Below are 15,688 nucleotides of genomic sequence, written 5' to 3'. Positions count from 1 at the left end.
GCCGGGCGACACGGGTGCGGAATGGATGGTGCTGGTCATTTTTTCGGGGGAAGCGAGCCCTGCGTCCGCCGCTGCCTGGGCTGGGACGATTGGCCTTGTTGTCACTCGCGCTGTCGTATTGATCCGACTCACTCGCTTCCGCAGCACTCTCTGCTGCGCGAAACCTAATCACGGTTTTTGGACGTGTCAACACCTCGGCGAAATTTTTTTGGGGCCGCCGCCGCCGCCTGCCCGCCGGGATGGCGGCGAACGAGGATGGGAAATCGCGGTAACGGATCCCGCCAGCAACGTCGGCGCTGAAGCGGCAAGAAAAAAAAAGCGCAAAAACGAGCGCTTTTTTGACATGCATTCGCCTGATGCGGAATCCGGATCGTGATTCGCGCTCCCCGCGACAGCATCGCGGAGCTGCCGTCGGAGGGCTAAACGGCACCTAAAAATTTTTCCGCTGGGCGGTCCGGTTTGGGGCGGCGCACAAGCCCGATTGCGCGGATCTGCGCAAAAAAAATCCGCTTTCGCGACCGTCTTCGCGGTCGTCCGACGACGCTTCGACGACGTCGGATGGATGGCCGACGATGCATGCCGGCATCCGTCTGGCGGCATCGCCGGTCGTGTCCGGCACCGTCGTCGGCACCGTTCGCGTCGACGATCGGATCGCCCGCGGCAAGGCATGGAAGAAAACCATCGACGGAATTCCGTCACCCGGCTCCGGACGCCGCGCTCCCGATTCACCTGCATCGCGCCTCCCGTCCGTCACGACGTTGCCGGACGGGGAGGCAAAAAAAAACCGGCCGCGCGAGGCGGCCGGTCCAGGCTGGGTGAAGATGCCGGACTCAGTGGTCCTCGTCTTCCAGCAGCTCGGCGTAGTCGTCGGGGGACAGCAGCTCGTTGAGCTGCTCCGGCTCCTCGGCTTCCACCACGAAGATCCAGCCTTCGCCATAGGCATCCTCGTTGATGGTTTCGGGCTTGTCGGCCAGCGCCGCGTTGACCTCGATCACCTTGCCGGTGACCGGGCTGTACACGTCGGACGCCGCCTTCACCGACTCGACCACGGCGCTGGCGTTGCCTGCCTCGACGCGGTCGCCGACGTTCGGCAGTTCGACATAGACGAGGTCGCCGAGCAGGCCCTGCGCGTGATCGGAAATGCCGACGGTGACGCGGCGATCGCCTTCAGCGCGGGCCCACTCGTGGGACTTCAGGAATTTGAGATCGCCGGGAATCTCGCTCATGTTGGCTACTCCGGATTTGTAACGGGTGGGCGGGAAAGAGGACGCTAGTTTAGCTGCTTATGCCGGGCATGAAAGTGGCCCGGCCGAAGCCGGGCCACCCTCGTGTCATTCGCCCAGCACGCCGGGCTGGGCCTGGCCGTCGCGGACGAACGGGAACTTCACCACCCGCACCGGCACTTCCTTGCCGCGGATGTCCACGCGGACCACACCGGGCTCGCCGGCCGGCACGCGCGCGAAGGCGATGGCCTTGCCCAGGGTGGGCGAGAACGTGCCCGACAGGATCTCGCCATCGCCGTTGGCGGTCAGGACCTTCTGGCCGTGCCGCAGCACGCCCTTCTCGTCCATCACCAGGCCGATCATCTGGCGCGGCGCGCCATCCGCCTTCTGCTGCTCCAGCACCGGGCGGCCGATGAAGTCGCGGCCCGCGTCCAGGGCGACGGTCCAGGCCAGCGCGGCCTCGTAGGGAGAGACCGATTCATCCATGTCCTGGCCATACAGGTTCATGCCCGCTTCCAGGCGCAGGGTGTCGCGGGCGCCGAGGCCGGCAGGCTTCACCCCCGCTTCCAGCAGCGCGTTCCAGAACCCGACCGCGTCCTGTTCCGGCAGGACGATCTCGTAACCGTCCTCACCGGTGTAGCCGGTGCGGGCGACGAACAGCGGCACGCCGGCCGTGCTCTGCGCCTGCACCGCGGCGAACCGCGACAGCTTGTCGGCGGCGGCGCGATCGGATTCGCGCAGCAGGCCGATGACCTTCGCGCGGGCGGTCGGGCCCTGCACGGCGATCATCGCGAACTCGGGACGCTCCCTCACTTCGACGTCGAACGCGGCGGCCTGGGACTGGATCCACGCCAGGTCCTTGTCGCGGGTGGCGGCGTTGACGACCAGGCGAAAGAACGCGTCGTCCATGAAATAGATGATGAGATCATCGATCACCCCGCCGCTGGCATCCAGCATGCAGGTATAGAGCGCCTTGCCCGGCACCTTCAGCTTGTCGACCGAGTTGGCGACCAGATGGCGGAGGAATTCACGGGTGCGCTGACCATGCAGGTCCACCACGGTCATGTGGCTGACGTCGAACATGCCGGCGTCGCGACGCACCTGGTGGTGCTCCTCGATCTGGGAGCCGTAGTGGATCGGCATGTCCCAGCCGCCGAAATCGACCATCTTGGCGCCGAGCGCGCGATGGGTGTCGTTGAGGATGGTCTTCTTGGTCATGGCCGCTCCCGGGCAAAGAACGCCATTATCCCAGATGGGGAGCGCCCATGCCCCCGACGCCGCCGCATGGTGCGGCGAAGGCCTGAAACGGTGCGAGGGAAGACATCCGGGGAATGGGTTTCCGGACGGGCGGATAGCCGAGATTCGGCGCGCCGGCCGGGCACACGGCCCGGCCGGTGGCGCACGGGTCAGTGCGCCTGCACCTTCAGGACCATGCCGTCCACGGCGATCACGCGGACGCGCGCGCCGACCGGCAAGTCCGGACCGCTGACCGACCAGAAGGCATCGTCCACCTTGACCCGTCCCAGGCCGCCGGCGATGGCCTGGTCCAGTTCCAGCACACGCCCGATCAGCTGTTCGGCACGCCGGTTCAGCAGCGGCTGATCGCTGCGGCGGCCACGCCCGCGGAACCATTTCAGGTAGATCCCGACCGAGATGACCGCGAACACCGAGAACAGGATCGCCTGCCACAGCCAGCCCAGTTCCGGCAGCAGCAGGACCACCACCGCCATCGCCGTGGCGGCGAAACCGAACCAGAGCATGAAAGCTCCCGGCGCCATCGTCTCGGCCGCGAACAGCAGCAGCGCGGCGCCGGCCCAGATCGCGAACTTGAGGCTCATCTCAGCCTCCGATACGCGGCGGCCGTGAGGCGATCGACGCCTGCTGCTGGCTCAACGCGTCCTTGGCCAGTTCGGCGATGCCGGCGATGGAACCGATCACGCCGCTGGCCTCCATCGGCATCAACACGAATTTCTGGTTGGGCGCCGTCGCCAGTTCCTTGAAGGCCTCCACGTACTTTTGCGCGATGAAGTAGTTGATGGCCTGCACGTCGCCCTTGGCGATCGCCTCGGACACCAGCGAGGTCGCCTTGGCTTCCGCCTCGGCCAGGCGCTCGCGTGCCTCCGCTTCGCGGTAGGCGGCCTCGCGCTTGCCCTCGGCCTCCAGGATCGCCGACTGCTTCTCGCCCTCGGCACGCAGGATCTCCGACTGGCGCGAACCTTCCGCTTCCAGGATCGAAGCGCGCTTGTCGCGTTCGGCCTTCATCTGCCGCGCCATCGAATCGACCAGATCGCGCGGCGGCTGGATGTCCTTGATCTCGATGCGGTTGACCTTCACGCCCCACGGGCTGGTGGCGTGATCGACCACGCCCAGCAGCTTGGCGTTGATGGTTTCGCGCTGGCTGAGCGACTCGTCCAGGTCCATGGAACCGATGACGGTACGGATGTTGGTCTGCACCAGCGCGATCATCGCCTGGTCCAGATTGGCCACTTCATAGGCCGCCTTGGCCGCATCCAGCACCTGGAAGAACACCACCCCGTCCACCTTCACCACGGCATTGTCCTTGGTGATCACGTCCTGGGAAGGCACCTCGAAGACCTGCTCCATCATGTTGACCTTGCGTCCCACGCCCTGCATGTAGGGAATCAGGAAGTGCAGCCCGGGGGACATCGTATGGGTGTACTTGCCGAAGTGCTCGACGGTGAACTCGTACCCCTGCGGCACCACCCGCACGCCCTTGAGGAAGGTGACGACGATGAAGATGGCGATTGCGATGACCACGAACGTGGTCAGACCCGAAGAAAACATCATTACCCCCTTCTGTCCTTAGTTATAGGGGAGTATAGACGGCCCCGGGGTACCGCCGGTCCGGGATCTGGCAAATGTGATTCCGGCTGCGACCCTTTTGCCACCCCCGGCATCTGGATGAATGCATGCCACCCGTATCCAGTTTTGCCATCGACGTGCCCGACACCCTCCTGGCCCGCGCCCGCGCGGGGCGGCAGGACGCCTTCGAGCAGTTGTACCGCTGGTTCGAGCGGCCCGTATTCACCTTGGCGCTGCGCATCTGTGGCGATCGAGAGGAAGCCTCCGACGTGTTGCAGGACACCATGCTGAAACTCTTCCACCACCTTGACGACTTCCGCGGCGGCAGCCCGTTCTGGGGTTGGCTGCGCCAGATCGCGGTCAACGAGGCGCTGATGAAACTGCGCCGCAACCGCCGCTTCGACATGGAGATCGCCATGGACGAGGAGGACTTGCCGGAAGACGGCGGCCGCCTGCCGCCCGCCGCCGCCGATGCCGCCTTGCTGCAGCGGGCGCTCGGCGCGCTGCCGGCCGCGACCCGCAGCGTGCTGTGGCTGTACCACGCCGAAGGCTATACGCACGAGGAAATCGCCCGGCTGATGCAACGCACCCCCAGCTTTTCCAAATCGCAGCTCTCGCGCGGCACCCGCCGCCTGCGGGCGCTGCTGCAGATCGAGGAACCCGCCCATGCCTGACGCACGCCAACCGGGGAGCCCGGCTCCCGAGGACTGGGGCCAGGCCTTCGCCGCCTTGCCGCTGGAAACCCCGCCCTCCGGCGGCTGGAGCCGGGTCGCCACGGCCCTGCCGGCACGCCGTTCGCGTGCGCGTGTCTGGATTCCGGCCGCGGCCGCCGCCTGCCTGGCGCTCGCGGTGGCGGTGCCGTGGCGCGACACCTCGCCCGACCCGTCGTCGGCGACGACGGTTGCGCGCACGCCCGCTGACACGTCACCGGCGGGAACTCCCGCGACGCCGGTCGTGTCTCCCGCGCCATCGCCCGTTCCGACGACGGCCATCGCTTCGAACGGAGAGGATGCACCGCCCCCCGCGCCGCTTGCGGACACTGTCCCGCGCGACACGACGCTGGCAACGACAGATCCGCAGCATGGTTCGGTATCGCCCAAAGCGACCGAGCGCCGACGCGCTTCCAACGCGCGCGCACGCGACGGGCAAACCGCCGACAGCGCGCTGGCCAACGCAGGCAATCGGGCGCCCGCGCCCGAGGCCGGGGACACGGCGACGAGTGGTTCACCCGCCGCACTGGAAACGCTGTACGCCGAATCCGCGCGCCTGGAAGCACTGCTCTCGCAGATCCGCGACGACCGCGTCGCCAGCGGCCCCGCCATGGCATTGAGCGCGGCCCTGAACGAGCGCATGGCCGGTATCGACGTCGCCCTGTCGCAGCCCGAACTGTCCGCCGATACCCGCGTCGACCTGTGGCGCGAGCGGGTCGCCGTCCTGCAGCGGCTGACGGGCGTGGAAGGCACCCAGCGCTGGATGGCGGCCAATGGGTACCGCGCCGATGGCACGGTCGCCCAGGTCTATTGAGGAACACGAGGAACAACCCGAGGTGATCATGAAATCCAAGATCCGAAACCTGAGCGCCGCCGCGCTCGCCATCGCCATCGGCATGGCCTTCGCCACCCAGGCCCAGGACAGCGCCCGGACCGCGCGGGCGCAGGCGGGCGACGTGCAATCCGCCGCCGCGCGCGAAGCGCAGCGCAAGGAACTGGAATCGGCGCGCGAGGATCTACAACGTGCGGCGCGGCGTCTGGCCGAACTCTCGCGCAGCGAAGAGATGGCGGCGATGCGCCAGCGCATCGAGCGCCGGCCGATGCTGGGCGTGCTGCTGGCGCCGGACGCCAGGACCGGCGTCCGCGTCACCGGCGTCACCCCGGACAGCGGCGCGGCGCGGGTCGGCCTGCGCTCCGGCGATCAGCTGCTGAAGATCAACGGCAAGGCGATCGCGGGTGGCACGCCGGAACAGCGCCTGGAAAACGCACGCGCTGCGCTGTCGAGCCTGAAGGTGGACGTGCCGGTGAAGATCTCGTTCCAGCGCGACGGCGGTGCCCATGACGTGCAGGTCACGCCTCAGGCCGGCCGGCCGGTGCTGGTCTTCACCGACGACGGTTCCACCGGCGAACGCGGGACACGCATCGTCCTGTCACCGGAAGACGAGGGCTTCGCGACCATCGACAACTTCGACTTCGGCACCTTCGACTTCAACCCGGCCGAGCTGGCGATCACGCCGGACATCCAGCGTGAACTGATGCGGGTACGGGAACTCACCGACTGCACCGACGGCAAGGACTGCCTGATGCCGCGGCTGGCCGAAGCCTATCGCTGGAACGGACTGAACCTGTCGTCGGTGGATCCGCAACTGGGTCGCTACTTCGGCACCGATAGCGGTGTGCTGGTGTTGTCGACCGGACCGGAACTGGAAGGCCTGCAGGCGGGCGACGTGATCCGCCGCATCGAAGGCCGGGACGTGGCGACGCCGCGCGAGGTGATGGAAGCCCTGCGCGGAAAACCGGCCGACAGCGCCGTCAAGGTGGAATACCTGCGCGATCGCCGGACCGCGACCAGTTCGGTCCGGATTCCGCGCGCCACGCCGCTGCGGATTCCCGTTCCCCCCACGCCGCCCGCTCCGCCGGCGGCGCCGCCGACGCCCCCTTCACCCGTGCCTCCCGCTGCACCAACACCCCCCGCCGCGGCTGCGGTGCCCACCCCGCCGGCACCGCCCGCGCCTGCGGCCGTGATCACGAACCGCCGTCAGCAGGTGGTCATGGTCGATCGCGACGGTCGGATCCACGAATACAGCGGCGACGCCAGAGCGCCCTTCCCGCAGCCTCCCACGCCACCAACGGCGCCGCGGGCGCCTGCGATGCCCAAGGCACCGCCTGCGCCGCCGCCGCCCCCGTCACCGGGCGTGCCGGTCTGAGTATTCCGACAAGAACATTCGTGTGAATCCCCTGCCCCGGAGCTCTCCGGGGCATTTTTTTTCAGCGCTGCGGCAGGCTCACGCCGCTTCGTCGGCAGGCCGGGCAACGGCGGGCTCGCGGGCCGTGCCGACCCAAAAGGCGATCGACGCCAACATCAAAGCGCCGACCACGAACGGCACCGCCGGTGCGATGCCGTACAGCAGCGTCCCCGCCAGCGGTCCCAGCACCATCCCGATACCCTGCGCGGCGGATACGGTGCCGGCGACGGTTCCCTGTTCGTGCGCGGCCACCGCGTTGGCGGCCATCGCCGAGAATGCCGGGAACACCAGCCCCATTCCCAGCGCCATCACGAAGTAGCTGGCGATCAGTTGCCAGGGCGCCGCGGTGAAGCCCGCGACCAGGAATCCCAGCATCGCCACGACCGCGCCACGCCGGATCAACACATGCGGCGGCCATTGCAGGCGGCGCACGCCGACCTGCGCGGCAATCAGCGCCACTCCGACCGCCGTCAGCGCATAGCCGGCCACGCGTCCGGCGTGCTCGCGCGACAACCCCCAGCGATCCATCGCATAGAACCCCACGCAGATCTGGGCGATGGCGACGCTGCCCATCGCCACCAGCGCGACGACCACCGGCATCCGCAGGCGCGGGTCCCTCATCCGCACCGGCGTCGCGTCACGCGGCGCCAGCGGCGCGTCGCCTCCGGGTAGTCCGTATATCGCGACGATCAGGGCGACCACCGCGAGCCCCGCCATCGCATACAACGGCAACACCAGTCCCCCGCCCACCAGCCAGCCGGCCAGCGATGGGCCGAGCACCAGTCCGATGGCACTGGAGGCGCCCAGCGTCGCCATCGCGGCCGCACGCCGCTCGACCGGCGTGCGGTCGGCGATCATCGCGTTGGCCGCCGCGGGTATCGCCGCGTAGAACGCGCCGATCGCGCCGCGCCCCGCCAGCAGCAGCAGGAAACCCGCCAGTATTCCCGGCAGCGTCAGCAGGGCCCAATGGATCCCGGCCGCCAGCGCCAGATAGGCCGCCGCGAAACCGGCGATGCCGGTGGCAATCACCCGTTTGCGTCCCCAGCGATCGCTCAGCCTTCCCCATGGCCGCGCCAGCAGGAACCACAGCACGCCAGCCACGGTCACCGACGCCCCTGCCTGCCATTCGTTCAGCGCCAATGTCCGCGCCAGCGGTGCCAGCAGGGCGATGAACGCGTTCATCGCCATCATGCACGCCGCGTTGGCCAGGATCAGCGGCAGCAGTTTCAGCGGCGGCGCCGACGGCGCGGACATCGAAGACTTACCTGGCGACGGTGCTGCCAGCCGGCGCCGGTTCCACCCACGCCGCGAACACCTTGTCGATTTCCGCATCGCTTACCGCCTTGCCTTCCTGTGCTTCGCCAGCCTGGGTGAACAGCGGGATGATCATCGCCATGCCGTCGATCTTGGTCTTGAGGTGGACACCGGTATCACGCTCGAGGAAGCGCTCCCAGCGCGTGCGCACGCGGGCCCAGTAGTCAGACGTGCCCTTCCAGTACTCGTACGCCGGCTTGAAGTCGATGTCCTTGGTCTTGATGTAATCGTTGAAGCCGAACTCGCGCGCCAGTTGCACTTCGCTGCCATCGGGCTTGCGCAGCACCTTGGTGTTGAACTGCTCATGGGTCCAGCCACCCGGGGTCAGGGTATGGCGATTGATCACCGACATCGCGTTGTAGTCGCTGCGACGGGTGTATTCGCGACGCGGCAACGGACGCCAGGACAGGTCGCTGGTCCAGGTCGGATGGCCTTCGCGGTAGTCCCAGCGACCGGTGCCGCAATAGCGCGGCGCATCACTGACCTCGTAGACGCACTGGGTCCAGGCGCCACGGGTCACCTCGGCAGGAATGGCCTGGCGGGTCCAGGTCTGATCCGCACTGAATTCGAAGCGCTGCGGGGCCTCATAGATCCAGTCCTGCCGCCAGTGCTTGGTGACGTGGCCGCTCTTGGCATCCACCAGGATGTGCTGCAGGACGATCCGGTGCGGGGTGTCCTCGACCACGATGACGGTCTCGTCGCCACCGCTGCGCATGGCCGCCTGGCGCTCGTAGCCAGGCTGCAGCAACACGGTTTCATCGAAGGCGAAATCGACGGTGTACTCGCCCTGCATGGCCAGGATCGACTGGCGGTCACGGGCGGGATCGGCATTCTGCGCGGCGGCATCGCCGGCATCGGCCAGCAGCATCGGCAGGAGGATAAGAGACAGGAATTTCATGCGTGGGTTCTCTCGTTTGGCTTCCAGGAAATCACGGCATCCGGGTAGCTACCGTGTGGCATGTCGCGGATTCGCGACGGTGCGGACGAGAGACAGCAGCACTCGTCCGACAGGGTTTCATCATCGATGCCCTCGTTGCGGGCAATCGCGCGCGCGGTGGCGGCGCCGAGCGGGGACAGCCGCGCCAGGCTGGCGGCCAGCACCGGACGTCCGCCCTCGCCCGGCAGTTCATGCAGACGCAGGATCGCCGCTCGCCATTGCTCGCCGCGCAGGCGGCCGGCCAGGCGGCGCCACAAGCGCTCGCCGACACCGGCCGCGGATTCCGCGCCGGCCTCTTCCGGCCAACGCGACAACAGGCGGTCCCAGGCCAGGAAGTCGCTGTCGGGCAGCAGGAACAGGCGCCAGCAGCAACGGCCACCGGCGTCGAGGAACTGCAGCGATTCGCGCAGGCAGTCGCTGTCCAGGCCGGCGCGGACCCGAACACTGGCGGCCTGCTGCCAGCCGGCCAGCTCGCCGCCATGTTCGGCGCGGTACAGGCACAGCACCGCGCCCAGCGCAGCGAGCTGACGCGGGTGCGGCAGGCGCGCGGCCTCCCGCCAATCGCCCGGCATCCGGACTTCCGGCGGAAGCGCGCGCGCCACCATGGCTACCAGCTCACCGCGACGCTGGCCGACAGCGTGCGGCCGGGCGCGGTGTACCGATCCAGGGTATTGCTGGTAGCGGCCACCAGGGCGAGATCCCCGGCATCGAAGTAACGCCGGTCGGCCAGGTTGAACACGCCCAGGTTGAACTTCGCGCCAGGGGCGAACTCCCAATGCGCGTAAAGATCCAGGACGCCGTAGCCACCCGGGCGATAGAGGTTGCTGGCGGACGCATGGGTCTTGCGTCCGACGAAACGGCCCGCCAGCTCCACGCCCCACTGCGCTTGGTCGTAGGCCAGCCCCAGCGCCGCGGTCAGCGGATCCACGCTGTCGAGCCAGGTGTCGTCGGTCTTGTCCTTGCCGCGCGACCACGCTGCCGAACCACGCATCGACCAGCCGTCCCAGCTCGGCGACAGCGCGCCGAAGTCGATGCCCGCTTTCACCTCGGCGCCGTAGATCTCGGCCTCGGCGATGTTCTGCGACTGGAACACCATCAGCCCTTCGGCATTGAAGCCGATGTTGCGGCTGGACTCGATGAAGTCGTCGTACTGGTTGTAGTAACCGGACAGGCTGGCGTAGACGGCATCACCGGAGAAGCGCAGGCCCAGTTCCAGACCGTCACTGGTTTCCGGCTTGAGATTGGGGTTGGCGATGGCGGTATAGCCGAACTGGACGTTGGTGAAGCCGATGTTGACGTCGTTGTACGGCGGCGAACGGAAGCCGCGCGCATAGCCGCCGAACAGTGACCATTCATCGTTGAAGTGCCAGACCAGGCCGAACTTGGGCGAAATACTGGTCTCGTTGAGGCTGACCGCGCGAACGCCGGGATTGTCCTCGGCGAAGATGTTGTCCATCTTCGGCTTGAGCCGGTAGTGGTCCACGCGCAGGCCGGGAATCAGCCGCAGGCGGCCATCGACCATCGCGATTTCGTCCTGCACGTACAAGGCGCCGACCGTGGTTTCGCTGTTGGGAAAGTCGCGCACGGGGAAGCTGTCGGGCGCCATCACCGGCGTGGTCACGCCGGTGAGCGGGAAGGTGCGCACGCCGTCGCGCTTCTGGCGGGTGCGGGTCCAGGCCAGGTCCACGCCGTAGCTCAGATCGTGCTGCGCGGCACCGGTTTCGAAATGCTTGCGGAAATTCGCCTGCAGACCGTAGGTGCGCTGATCGAAATTGAACACGCGATCACGGATGTCCTGCAGGATCGGCGGTGACAGCGTGCGCTCCTCGTGGGTGTACTGCGTGGTTTCACTGTCCTGACGGTAGATCTGCCAGTCCAGGCTGTCGGCAAAGCCGGCATCGAGTCCATCCCATTCATGCGCCAGCGACAGGCGCGCGCGGGTCTGGCGATCGCGGGCCGTGACCGCCGTGTTGGTGGCACGGGTCGCCGACTGGAAGCCCAGCGCATTGAGCAGGTTGGTATCGGCATTGTCCTCGGTGCCTTCCACCGTCAGGCGGAAGCGCTGCTGCTCGTTCGGTGCGAACACCAGCCGGGTCAGCAGGCTGCGGCCATCGCGTTCCTGCGGATTGGGTTGCGTGCGACCGCTGCCTTCGCCACCGACGCGTCCCATGTTCTCGGTTTCCTTGCCCTGGCGATGGCCGACCACGGCCAGGCCGCTCCAGCGCTCGCCGCCGAAGGCGGCGGTGGCGCTGCCGAACAGTCCCTTCCAATCGCCCTCGTAGCCGAGCTTCAAGCCGAAGTAGGCGTCCTTGCCGTCCCCCAGATAGTCGGAGGGGTCCTTGGTGATGAACGACACCACGCCACCAAGCGCGTCGGATCCGTACAGGGAACTCGAAGGCCCGCGCACGATCTCGACCTGCTTGATCGTGTCCAGGTCGACCAGGTTGCGGCCAGCGTTGGAGAAGCTGCCGATCGAGAATGCATCGGCGACGGCGATGCCGTCGGTCTGGATGCGCACGCGGTTGCCGTCCAGGCCGCGGATGCGGAATCCGCCCATGCCGAACCGGCCGAAACTCGAGGTGACGCTGACACCTGGCTCGTAACGCACCAGATCCTTGATGTCGCGTACCAGGTGATCGTCCATCTGTTCGCGGTCGATCACGCTGACGGTGTTGGGCACGTCGGCGATCTCGCGTTCGCTGCGGGTCGCGGTGACCTGGACGCGTTCGAACTCGCGGGTGGGCGCTGTGCCGGCGGATGCGGCGTCGGCAGGCGTCTCAGCCTGGGCCATGCTTGCGCAGGCCAGCCACAATGCGGAGGTAAGCAGGGTTGGGCGAATCATCGGGGTACGGCAGTCCTTGATCGGTTTCCCGGCGCGCAACGCGTGCGCACCGTGGGTGGCGGAAACCTGGAAGGCTGGCGGGCCGGTCGAACCGATGGCTGGCGCCCAGGCGGAGAGAGAAGGTCACCACCGCGGCGGCGCGCCCCGCCGGGGAGAGAGAGCGTTGGGGCGCGGCCGCGGCGGCGGTGTTACTTGGTGAGGATCAGCTTGTCGTTGCTGGTGTGGCGCAGGCGATAGATCTTGTCGCCGTGGCGGATCAGCACTTCGCGCTGGCCCTTGAGCAGCACGTGGCTGTCCAGTACGTCCTCGGCGAGGGCGGCCGGCCGGGCAGGCAGACGGTCGCGCAGCGACAGGGGTTCGACGTTCGGCAATGAGGTGACGTTCGAGATCATGGTGGTGGGCTCCGGGTCGGGCCACTCAAATGATAATGATTCTCATTGGCTAGTCAAATCTTTTTTTCAATTCCCGGCTGGCGTTTCCGCCCTTGCCGTCAATGGCCGGAATTCAGGGGTATTCGCGGCGCACGAAGTCCCACAGACCCAGCGCCACGGCGGCTACGCCGCCCAGCAGGCCGGTCACGGCGACCTGTCCCATCAGTTCGCCCTGCCCCGCGAACACCTGCATCGGCAAGGTCCACGGATACCACGGTCCGAAGCGGGCCGACTGGCCGATCAGGAATCCGGCCACGGTGGCGGTCATGCCGGTCGCGACCGCCACGGTGAAGCTGGTCCAGCGCAGGGCGATCCACAGGTGCAGGCCGATGATGCAGGCGGACGCGGCCAGGATGACCGCCGCGCGCAGACCGAGGAAGGCCCAGGGCACCGGGCCGCCGATGCCGAGCGGATTGTGCAGTTGCACCAGCAGCCATCCCCCCAGCGGAATCAGCGCGGCCAGCACCAGCGTCGCCAGCGCCACCATTCCGATCAGGATGATCAGCTTGCCCAGGTAGTGGGCGCTGCGTGGAACCGGCAACGCGAACAGGTGCTTCCACTGGCGTTCGCCGTGTTCGAGGCCGGCGAGCAACGCCGACTGCAGGGTCACGTACAGCGGCAACATCAGGAACGCCCACAGCAGCATCACGCCCTGGATGAAGCGCTCCCACGCCAGCAGCGGCGTCGCCAGCGGTTGCCCGCCCTTGCTTAGCAGCAATTGCAGCACCGACAGCGCCACCACCAGCCCCGGCGCGATGAAGCAAAGGCGCAGTGCCAACGTACCCTTCAGTTTCAACGATTCGGCGGACAGCGCGCGCAGGCTTGCGGGAATGATCGCGCTCATGCCGCCTGCTCCTGCGCGGGATCGCCGGTGAGGGTGAAGAACAGCGATTCCAGCGACACCGCCTCGCGCGCCAGATGGGAAACACCGATTCGGCGGCCGACCAACAGGCGATTGATGTCCTGTTCGCTGCGCAGATGCAGGTGGACCTTCAGTCCTTCCGCATCGAGATCGCTGATCCGCTCGCCTGCCTGGCGCAGGGTCTCGGCGGCCTGCGCGGGATCGTCGCAGCGGATCTGCAGGCGTGGGCGCGCGCGTGACCGCAGTTCCTCCAGCCGTCCTTCGAAACGGAGTTGCCCCGCCTGCAGCACGCCGACATGGCTGGCAATCAACTCGATCTCGCCAAGCAGGTGGCTGGAGACGAACACGGTAATACCCTGCTGCGCCAACTCCCGCAGCAGCCGGCGCATGTCGAGGATGCCGGCGGGATCCAGGCCGTTGCTGGGTTCGTCGAGGATCAGCAGGCCGGGCGAAGGCAGCAGGCTGAGGGCCAGCGCCAGGCGCTGGCGCATGCCCAGCGAATACTCGCGCACGCGCCGATCGCCGGCGTCGCGCAATCCGGTCAGATCCAGTACTTCGTCGATGCGCTTGCGCGGCAGATCGAGCAGGCGGCGGGTGACCTCCAGGTTCTGCCGACCGCTGAGGTGGGGATACAGCGAGGGGGATTCCACCAACGCGCCCACCCGCGACAGTACCCGCCGGTCATCGCGCACGAGCGGCTGGCCGAACAGTTCCACCCGTCCGCGATCCGGATGCAGCAGGCCCAGCAACAAGCGCACCGTGGTCGTCTTGCCGGCGCCGTTCGGCCCCAGGAAGCCGTACACGGTGCCCGCCGGCACATGCAGGTTGAGCGACTGCACGCCGAAGCCGCCGGGAAAGCCGCGCTGCAGATCGAAGGTCCGGATTGCGTAGGTCATGGCCGCTCCTGCGGATAGGGCCGCAGTATCGGCATTCGCACCTCGCGGACTCCCCTGCCGGGAGTCACGCCGTGTCGTTGGTCATGTGTTGTGGTGGTTTTGTGTGAATGGCTTTCGATGGCTGATCGGAGCGTCGGGATCATCGGCTTCGGCTTGCCCCCACCCCGGCCCTCCCCCGTGAACGGGGGAGGGGGTGATGTCACTTCATTTGTTGTCAGCTGGCGGCGGCGCTGAGCCGTTCCCAGACGGTTTCGTCGTAGCGTTGCGCCAGATCGATGGCGGTCAGATTCTGTTGCAGTTGCCCGACCCGGCTGGCGCCGGTGATGACGGTGGACACATGCGGATTGCGCAGGCACCACGCGATCGCCAATGGCGCCGGGGCTTCGCCGAGTTCGGCCGCCAGCGCGGTGAAGCGGCGCGCGCGCTCCAGCTTGCGGTCACCGGCGGTGCCGATCACCATCCGCTGCAACTCCTCGTTGCCGGCGTGGCCCAGGCGGGTATCGTCCGGAATGCCGTCGTTGTATTTGCCGGTCAGCAGGCCGGAGCCCAGCGGCGACCAGGTGGTGGTGCCGAGGCCGAGTTCGGCATACAGCGGCGCGTATTCGAGCTCGACCCGCTGGCGTCGCAGCAGGTTGTACTGCGGCTGCTCCATGGTCGGGCCGTGCAGGTGATGCTGGCGCGCAACGCGGGCGGCCTCGCGGATCTGCGTCGCCGGCCACTCCGAGGTGCCCCAATACAGCACCTTGCCCTGCCGGATCAGCGCGTCCATCGCCCAGACCGTTTCCTCGATCGGCGTTTCCGGATCGGGACGATGGCAGAAGAACAGATCCAGATAATCGACCTGCAGACGCGCCAACGCCGCGTGGCAGGCGTCGGAGACGTGCTTGCGCGAAAGCCCGCGCTGGGTCGGTCGGGGCGTTTCGGACGAACCGAAGAACACCTTGCTGGAGACGCAGTAGCCATCGCGCGGCAGGCCCAGATCGCGCAACGCCTGGCCCATCACCGTTTCCGACGCGCCCTGGGCATAGCTTTCAGCGTTGTCGAAGAAATTGACGCCATGGTCCCACGCGCAGGCCAGCAGATCGCGCGCGGCTTCGCGCCCGACGCGATCGCCGAACGTCACCCAGCTGCCGAAGGAGAGTGCCGACAACTGCAATCCGGAGCTTCCCAGGCGGCGGTACTGCATGGACGGCAACCTCGCACGGACGGGTAAATGAGAACAGTTTACGCCCGCGCCCGCGGGCCTCCGCTAGAATGCGCGCACTTACCTCCGGGGAGTAGCCCGTCCGCCACGCGCGGATACCCTGCATCAACACACTTGGCGGCACGCCATGGTGCGGGGGACGAAGCAAAGGCTTCGTCGGGCAAGACCGAAGGCAAGCGCGACGCGACCCGGGCCGGGCT

17 protein-coding genes are annotated in these 15,688 nt (G+C 67.5%); 4 read left to right on the top strand and 13 right to left on the bottom strand.

From position 1 onward, the window contains the following. Window positions 1–25 precede the first annotated feature (25 nt). A complete protein-coding gene (locus ACTJI2_RS09740; protein ID WP_183644009.1) occupies window positions 26–376 on the top strand; it encodes a hypothetical protein in 351 nt (116 codons plus the stop codon). A 54-nt stretch (window positions 377–430) separates the two neighbouring features. Here ACTJI2_RS09740 and ACTJI2_RS09735 read toward each other — a convergent pair whose 3' ends face one another. The 5 genes from ACTJI2_RS09735 to ACTJI2_RS09715 form a co-directional block, all read right to left on the bottom strand. Next, entirely contained in the window at window positions 431–682 is a 252-nt protein-coding gene (locus tag ACTJI2_RS09735) for a hypothetical protein (RefSeq protein ID WP_318288593.1), read from the bottom strand. A 148-nt stretch (window positions 683–830) separates the two neighbouring features. Next, window positions 831–1,226 carry a glycine cleavage system protein GcvH gene (gene gcvH / locus ACTJI2_RS09730; protein WP_141453884.1) on the bottom strand — a complete coding sequence of 132 codons (396 nt, stop codon included), beginning with the start codon at window positions 1,224–1,226 and terminating at the stop codon, window positions 831–833. A gap of 105 nt (window positions 1,227–1,331) precedes the next feature. Then, window positions 1,332–2,441: a glycine cleavage system aminomethyltransferase GcvT gene (gene gcvT, locus ACTJI2_RS09725; RefSeq protein ID WP_318288592.1), complete on the bottom strand. Its 1,110-nt coding sequence runs from the start codon at window positions 2,439–2,441 to the stop codon at window positions 1,332–1,334. Between the two features lie 188 nt (window positions 2,442–2,629). Beyond that, entirely contained in the window at window positions 2,630–3,061 is a 432-nt protein-coding gene (locus ACTJI2_RS09720; RefSeq protein WP_183644019.1) for an NfeD family protein, read from the bottom strand. Between the two features lies 1 nt (window position 3,062). Continuing rightward, window positions 3,063–4,028 (bottom strand): SPFH domain-containing protein, encoded by a 966-nt coding sequence (locus ACTJI2_RS09715; protein WP_183644837.1) that lies wholly within the window; start codon window positions 4,026–4,028, stop codon window positions 3,063–3,065. 125 nt (window positions 4,029–4,153) lie between these two features. On the opposite strand from ACTJI2_RS09715, the gene ACTJI2_RS09710 reads away from it, so the two are divergent. The 3 genes from ACTJI2_RS09710 to ACTJI2_RS09700 are packed head-to-tail and all read left to right on the top strand — an operon-like array spanning window position 4,154 to window position 6,963. Then, window positions 4,154–4,720 carry an RNA polymerase sigma factor gene (locus ACTJI2_RS09710; RefSeq protein WP_183644022.1) on the top strand — a complete coding sequence of 189 codons (567 nt, stop codon included), beginning with the start codon at window positions 4,154–4,156 and terminating at the stop codon, window positions 4,718–4,720. Beyond that, a complete protein-coding gene (locus ACTJI2_RS09705) occupies window positions 4,713–5,570 on the top strand; it encodes a hypothetical protein (RefSeq protein ID WP_440841960.1) in 858 nt (285 codons plus the stop codon). The genes ACTJI2_RS09710 and ACTJI2_RS09705 overlap by 8 nt, the downstream gene beginning before the upstream one ends. 28 nt (window positions 5,571–5,598) lie before the next feature. Further along, window positions 5,599–6,963 carry a PDZ domain-containing protein gene (locus ACTJI2_RS09700; protein WP_203322360.1) on the top strand — a complete coding sequence of 455 codons (1,365 nt, stop codon included), beginning with the start codon at window positions 5,599–5,601 and terminating at the stop codon, window positions 6,961–6,963. A 78-nt stretch (window positions 6,964–7,041) separates the two neighbouring features. Here ACTJI2_RS09700 and ACTJI2_RS09695 read toward each other — a convergent pair whose 3' ends face one another. The 8 genes from ACTJI2_RS09695 to ACTJI2_RS09660 form a co-directional block, all read right to left on the bottom strand. Then, window positions 7,042–8,256, bottom strand: coding sequence for an MFS transporter (locus ACTJI2_RS09695; RefSeq protein WP_440841959.1), 1,215 nt, complete (start codon window positions 8,254–8,256; stop codon window positions 7,042–7,044). Between the two features lie 7 nt (window positions 8,257–8,263). Further along, window positions 8,264–9,214 (bottom strand): DUF6607 family protein, encoded by a 951-nt coding sequence (locus tag ACTJI2_RS09690; RefSeq protein ID WP_440841958.1) that lies wholly within the window; start codon window positions 9,212–9,214, stop codon window positions 8,264–8,266. Beyond that, on the bottom strand, window positions 9,211–9,825 hold the full coding sequence (locus tag ACTJI2_RS09685) for a Hemin transport protein (protein WP_440841957.1): 615 nt from the start codon (window positions 9,823–9,825) through the stop codon (window positions 9,211–9,213). The genes ACTJI2_RS09690 and ACTJI2_RS09685 overlap by 4 nt, the downstream gene beginning before the upstream one ends. 35 nt (window positions 9,826–9,860) lie before the next feature. Then, window positions 9,861–12,095 (bottom strand): TonB-dependent hemoglobin/transferrin/lactoferrin family receptor, encoded by a 2,235-nt coding sequence (locus ACTJI2_RS09680; RefSeq protein WP_440841956.1) that lies wholly within the window; start codon window positions 12,093–12,095, stop codon window positions 9,861–9,863. Window positions 12,096–12,283: 188 nt separating this feature from the next. Continuing rightward, a complete protein-coding gene (gene hemP / locus ACTJI2_RS09675; protein WP_183644039.1) occupies window positions 12,284–12,487 on the bottom strand; it encodes a hemin uptake protein HemP in 204 nt (67 codons plus the stop codon). A gap of 112 nt (window positions 12,488–12,599) precedes the next feature. Next, window positions 12,600–13,370 (bottom strand): ABC transporter permease, encoded by a 771-nt coding sequence (locus ACTJI2_RS09670; RefSeq protein WP_183644042.1) that lies wholly within the window; start codon window positions 13,368–13,370, stop codon window positions 12,600–12,602. Then, window positions 13,367–14,284, bottom strand: coding sequence for an ATP-binding cassette domain-containing protein (locus tag ACTJI2_RS09665; RefSeq protein WP_440841955.1), 918 nt, complete (start codon window positions 14,282–14,284; stop codon window positions 13,367–13,369). The genes ACTJI2_RS09670 and ACTJI2_RS09665 overlap by 4 nt, the downstream gene beginning before the upstream one ends. Window positions 14,285–14,498: 214 nt before the next feature. Continuing rightward, on the bottom strand, window positions 14,499–15,470 hold the full coding sequence (locus tag ACTJI2_RS09660; protein ID WP_440841954.1) for a potassium channel beta subunit family protein: 972 nt from the start codon (window positions 15,468–15,470) through the stop codon (window positions 14,499–14,501). Window positions 15,471–15,688: the final 218 nt, after the last annotated feature.

The sequence above is a fragment of the Pseudoxanthomonas sp. 22568 genome, from assembly GCF_052044485.1.
Taxonomy (GTDB): Bacteria; Pseudomonadota; Gammaproteobacteria; order Xanthomonadales; family Xanthomonadaceae; genus Pseudoxanthomonas_A; species Pseudoxanthomonas_A beigongshangi.
This window is presented reverse-complemented; position numbering and strand designations above follow the sequence as displayed.

What these genes read in the sequence shown, in the direction of transcription:
- ACTJI2_RS09700 (WP_203322360.1), top strand. Translation starts at nt 5,599, where the DNA reads ATGAAATCCAAGATCCGAAACCTGAGCGCCGCCGCGCTCGCCATCGCC.
- ACTJI2_RS09710 (WP_183644022.1), top strand. Translation starts at nt 4,154, where the DNA reads ATGCCACCCGTATCCAGTTTTGCCATCGACGTGCCCGACACCCTCCTG.
- ACTJI2_RS09715 (WP_183644837.1), bottom strand. Translation starts at nt 4,028, where the DNA reads ATGTTTTCTTCGGGTCTGACCACGTTCGTGGTCATCGCAATCGCCATC.
- ACTJI2_RS09705 (WP_440841960.1), top strand. Translation starts at nt 4,713, where the DNA reads ATGCCTGACGCACGCCAACCGGGGAGCCCGGCTCCCGAGGACTGGGGC.
- ACTJI2_RS09665 (WP_440841955.1), bottom strand. Translation starts at nt 14,284, where the DNA reads ATGACCTACGCAATCCGGACCTTCGATCTGCAGCGCGGCTTTCCCGGC.
- hemP (WP_183644039.1), bottom strand. Translation starts at nt 12,487, where the DNA reads ATGATCTCGAACGTCACCTCATTGCCGAACGTCGAACCCCTGTCGCTG.
- ACTJI2_RS09720 (WP_183644019.1), bottom strand. Translation starts at nt 3,061, where the DNA reads ATGAGCCTCAAGTTCGCGATCTGGGCCGGCGCCGCGCTGCTGCTGTTC.
- ACTJI2_RS09735 (WP_318288593.1), bottom strand. Translation starts at nt 682, where the DNA reads ATGGTTTTCTTCCATGCCTTGCCGCGGGCGATCCGATCGTCGACGCGA.
- ACTJI2_RS09670 (WP_183644042.1), bottom strand. Translation starts at nt 13,370, where the DNA reads ATGAGCGCGATCATTCCCGCAAGCCTGCGCGCGCTGTCCGCCGAATCG.
- ACTJI2_RS09685 (WP_440841957.1), bottom strand. Translation starts at nt 9,825, where the DNA reads ATGCCGGGCGATTGGCGGGAGGCCGCGCGCCTGCCGCACCCGCGTCAG.
- ACTJI2_RS09740 (WP_183644009.1), top strand. Translation starts at nt 26, where the DNA reads ATGGTGCTGGTCATTTTTTCGGGGGAAGCGAGCCCTGCGTCCGCCGCT.
- ACTJI2_RS09660 (WP_440841954.1), bottom strand. Translation starts at nt 15,470, where the DNA reads ATGCAGTACCGCCGCCTGGGAAGCTCCGGATTGCAGTTGTCGGCACTC.
- gcvT (WP_318288592.1), bottom strand. Translation starts at nt 2,441, where the DNA reads ATGACCAAGAAGACCATCCTCAACGACACCCATCGCGCGCTCGGCGCC.
- gcvH (WP_141453884.1), bottom strand. Translation starts at nt 1,226, where the DNA reads ATGAGCGAGATTCCCGGCGATCTCAAATTCCTGAAGTCCCACGAGTGG.
- ACTJI2_RS09680 (WP_440841956.1), bottom strand. Translation starts at nt 12,095, where the DNA reads ATGATTCGCCCAACCCTGCTTACCTCCGCATTGTGGCTGGCCTGCGCA.
- ACTJI2_RS09695 (WP_440841959.1), bottom strand. Translation starts at nt 8,256, where the DNA reads ATGTCCGCGCCGTCGGCGCCGCCGCTGAAACTGCTGCCGCTGATCCTG.
- ACTJI2_RS09690 (WP_440841958.1), bottom strand. Translation starts at nt 9,214, where the DNA reads ATGAAATTCCTGTCTCTTATCCTCCTGCCGATGCTGCTGGCCGATGCC.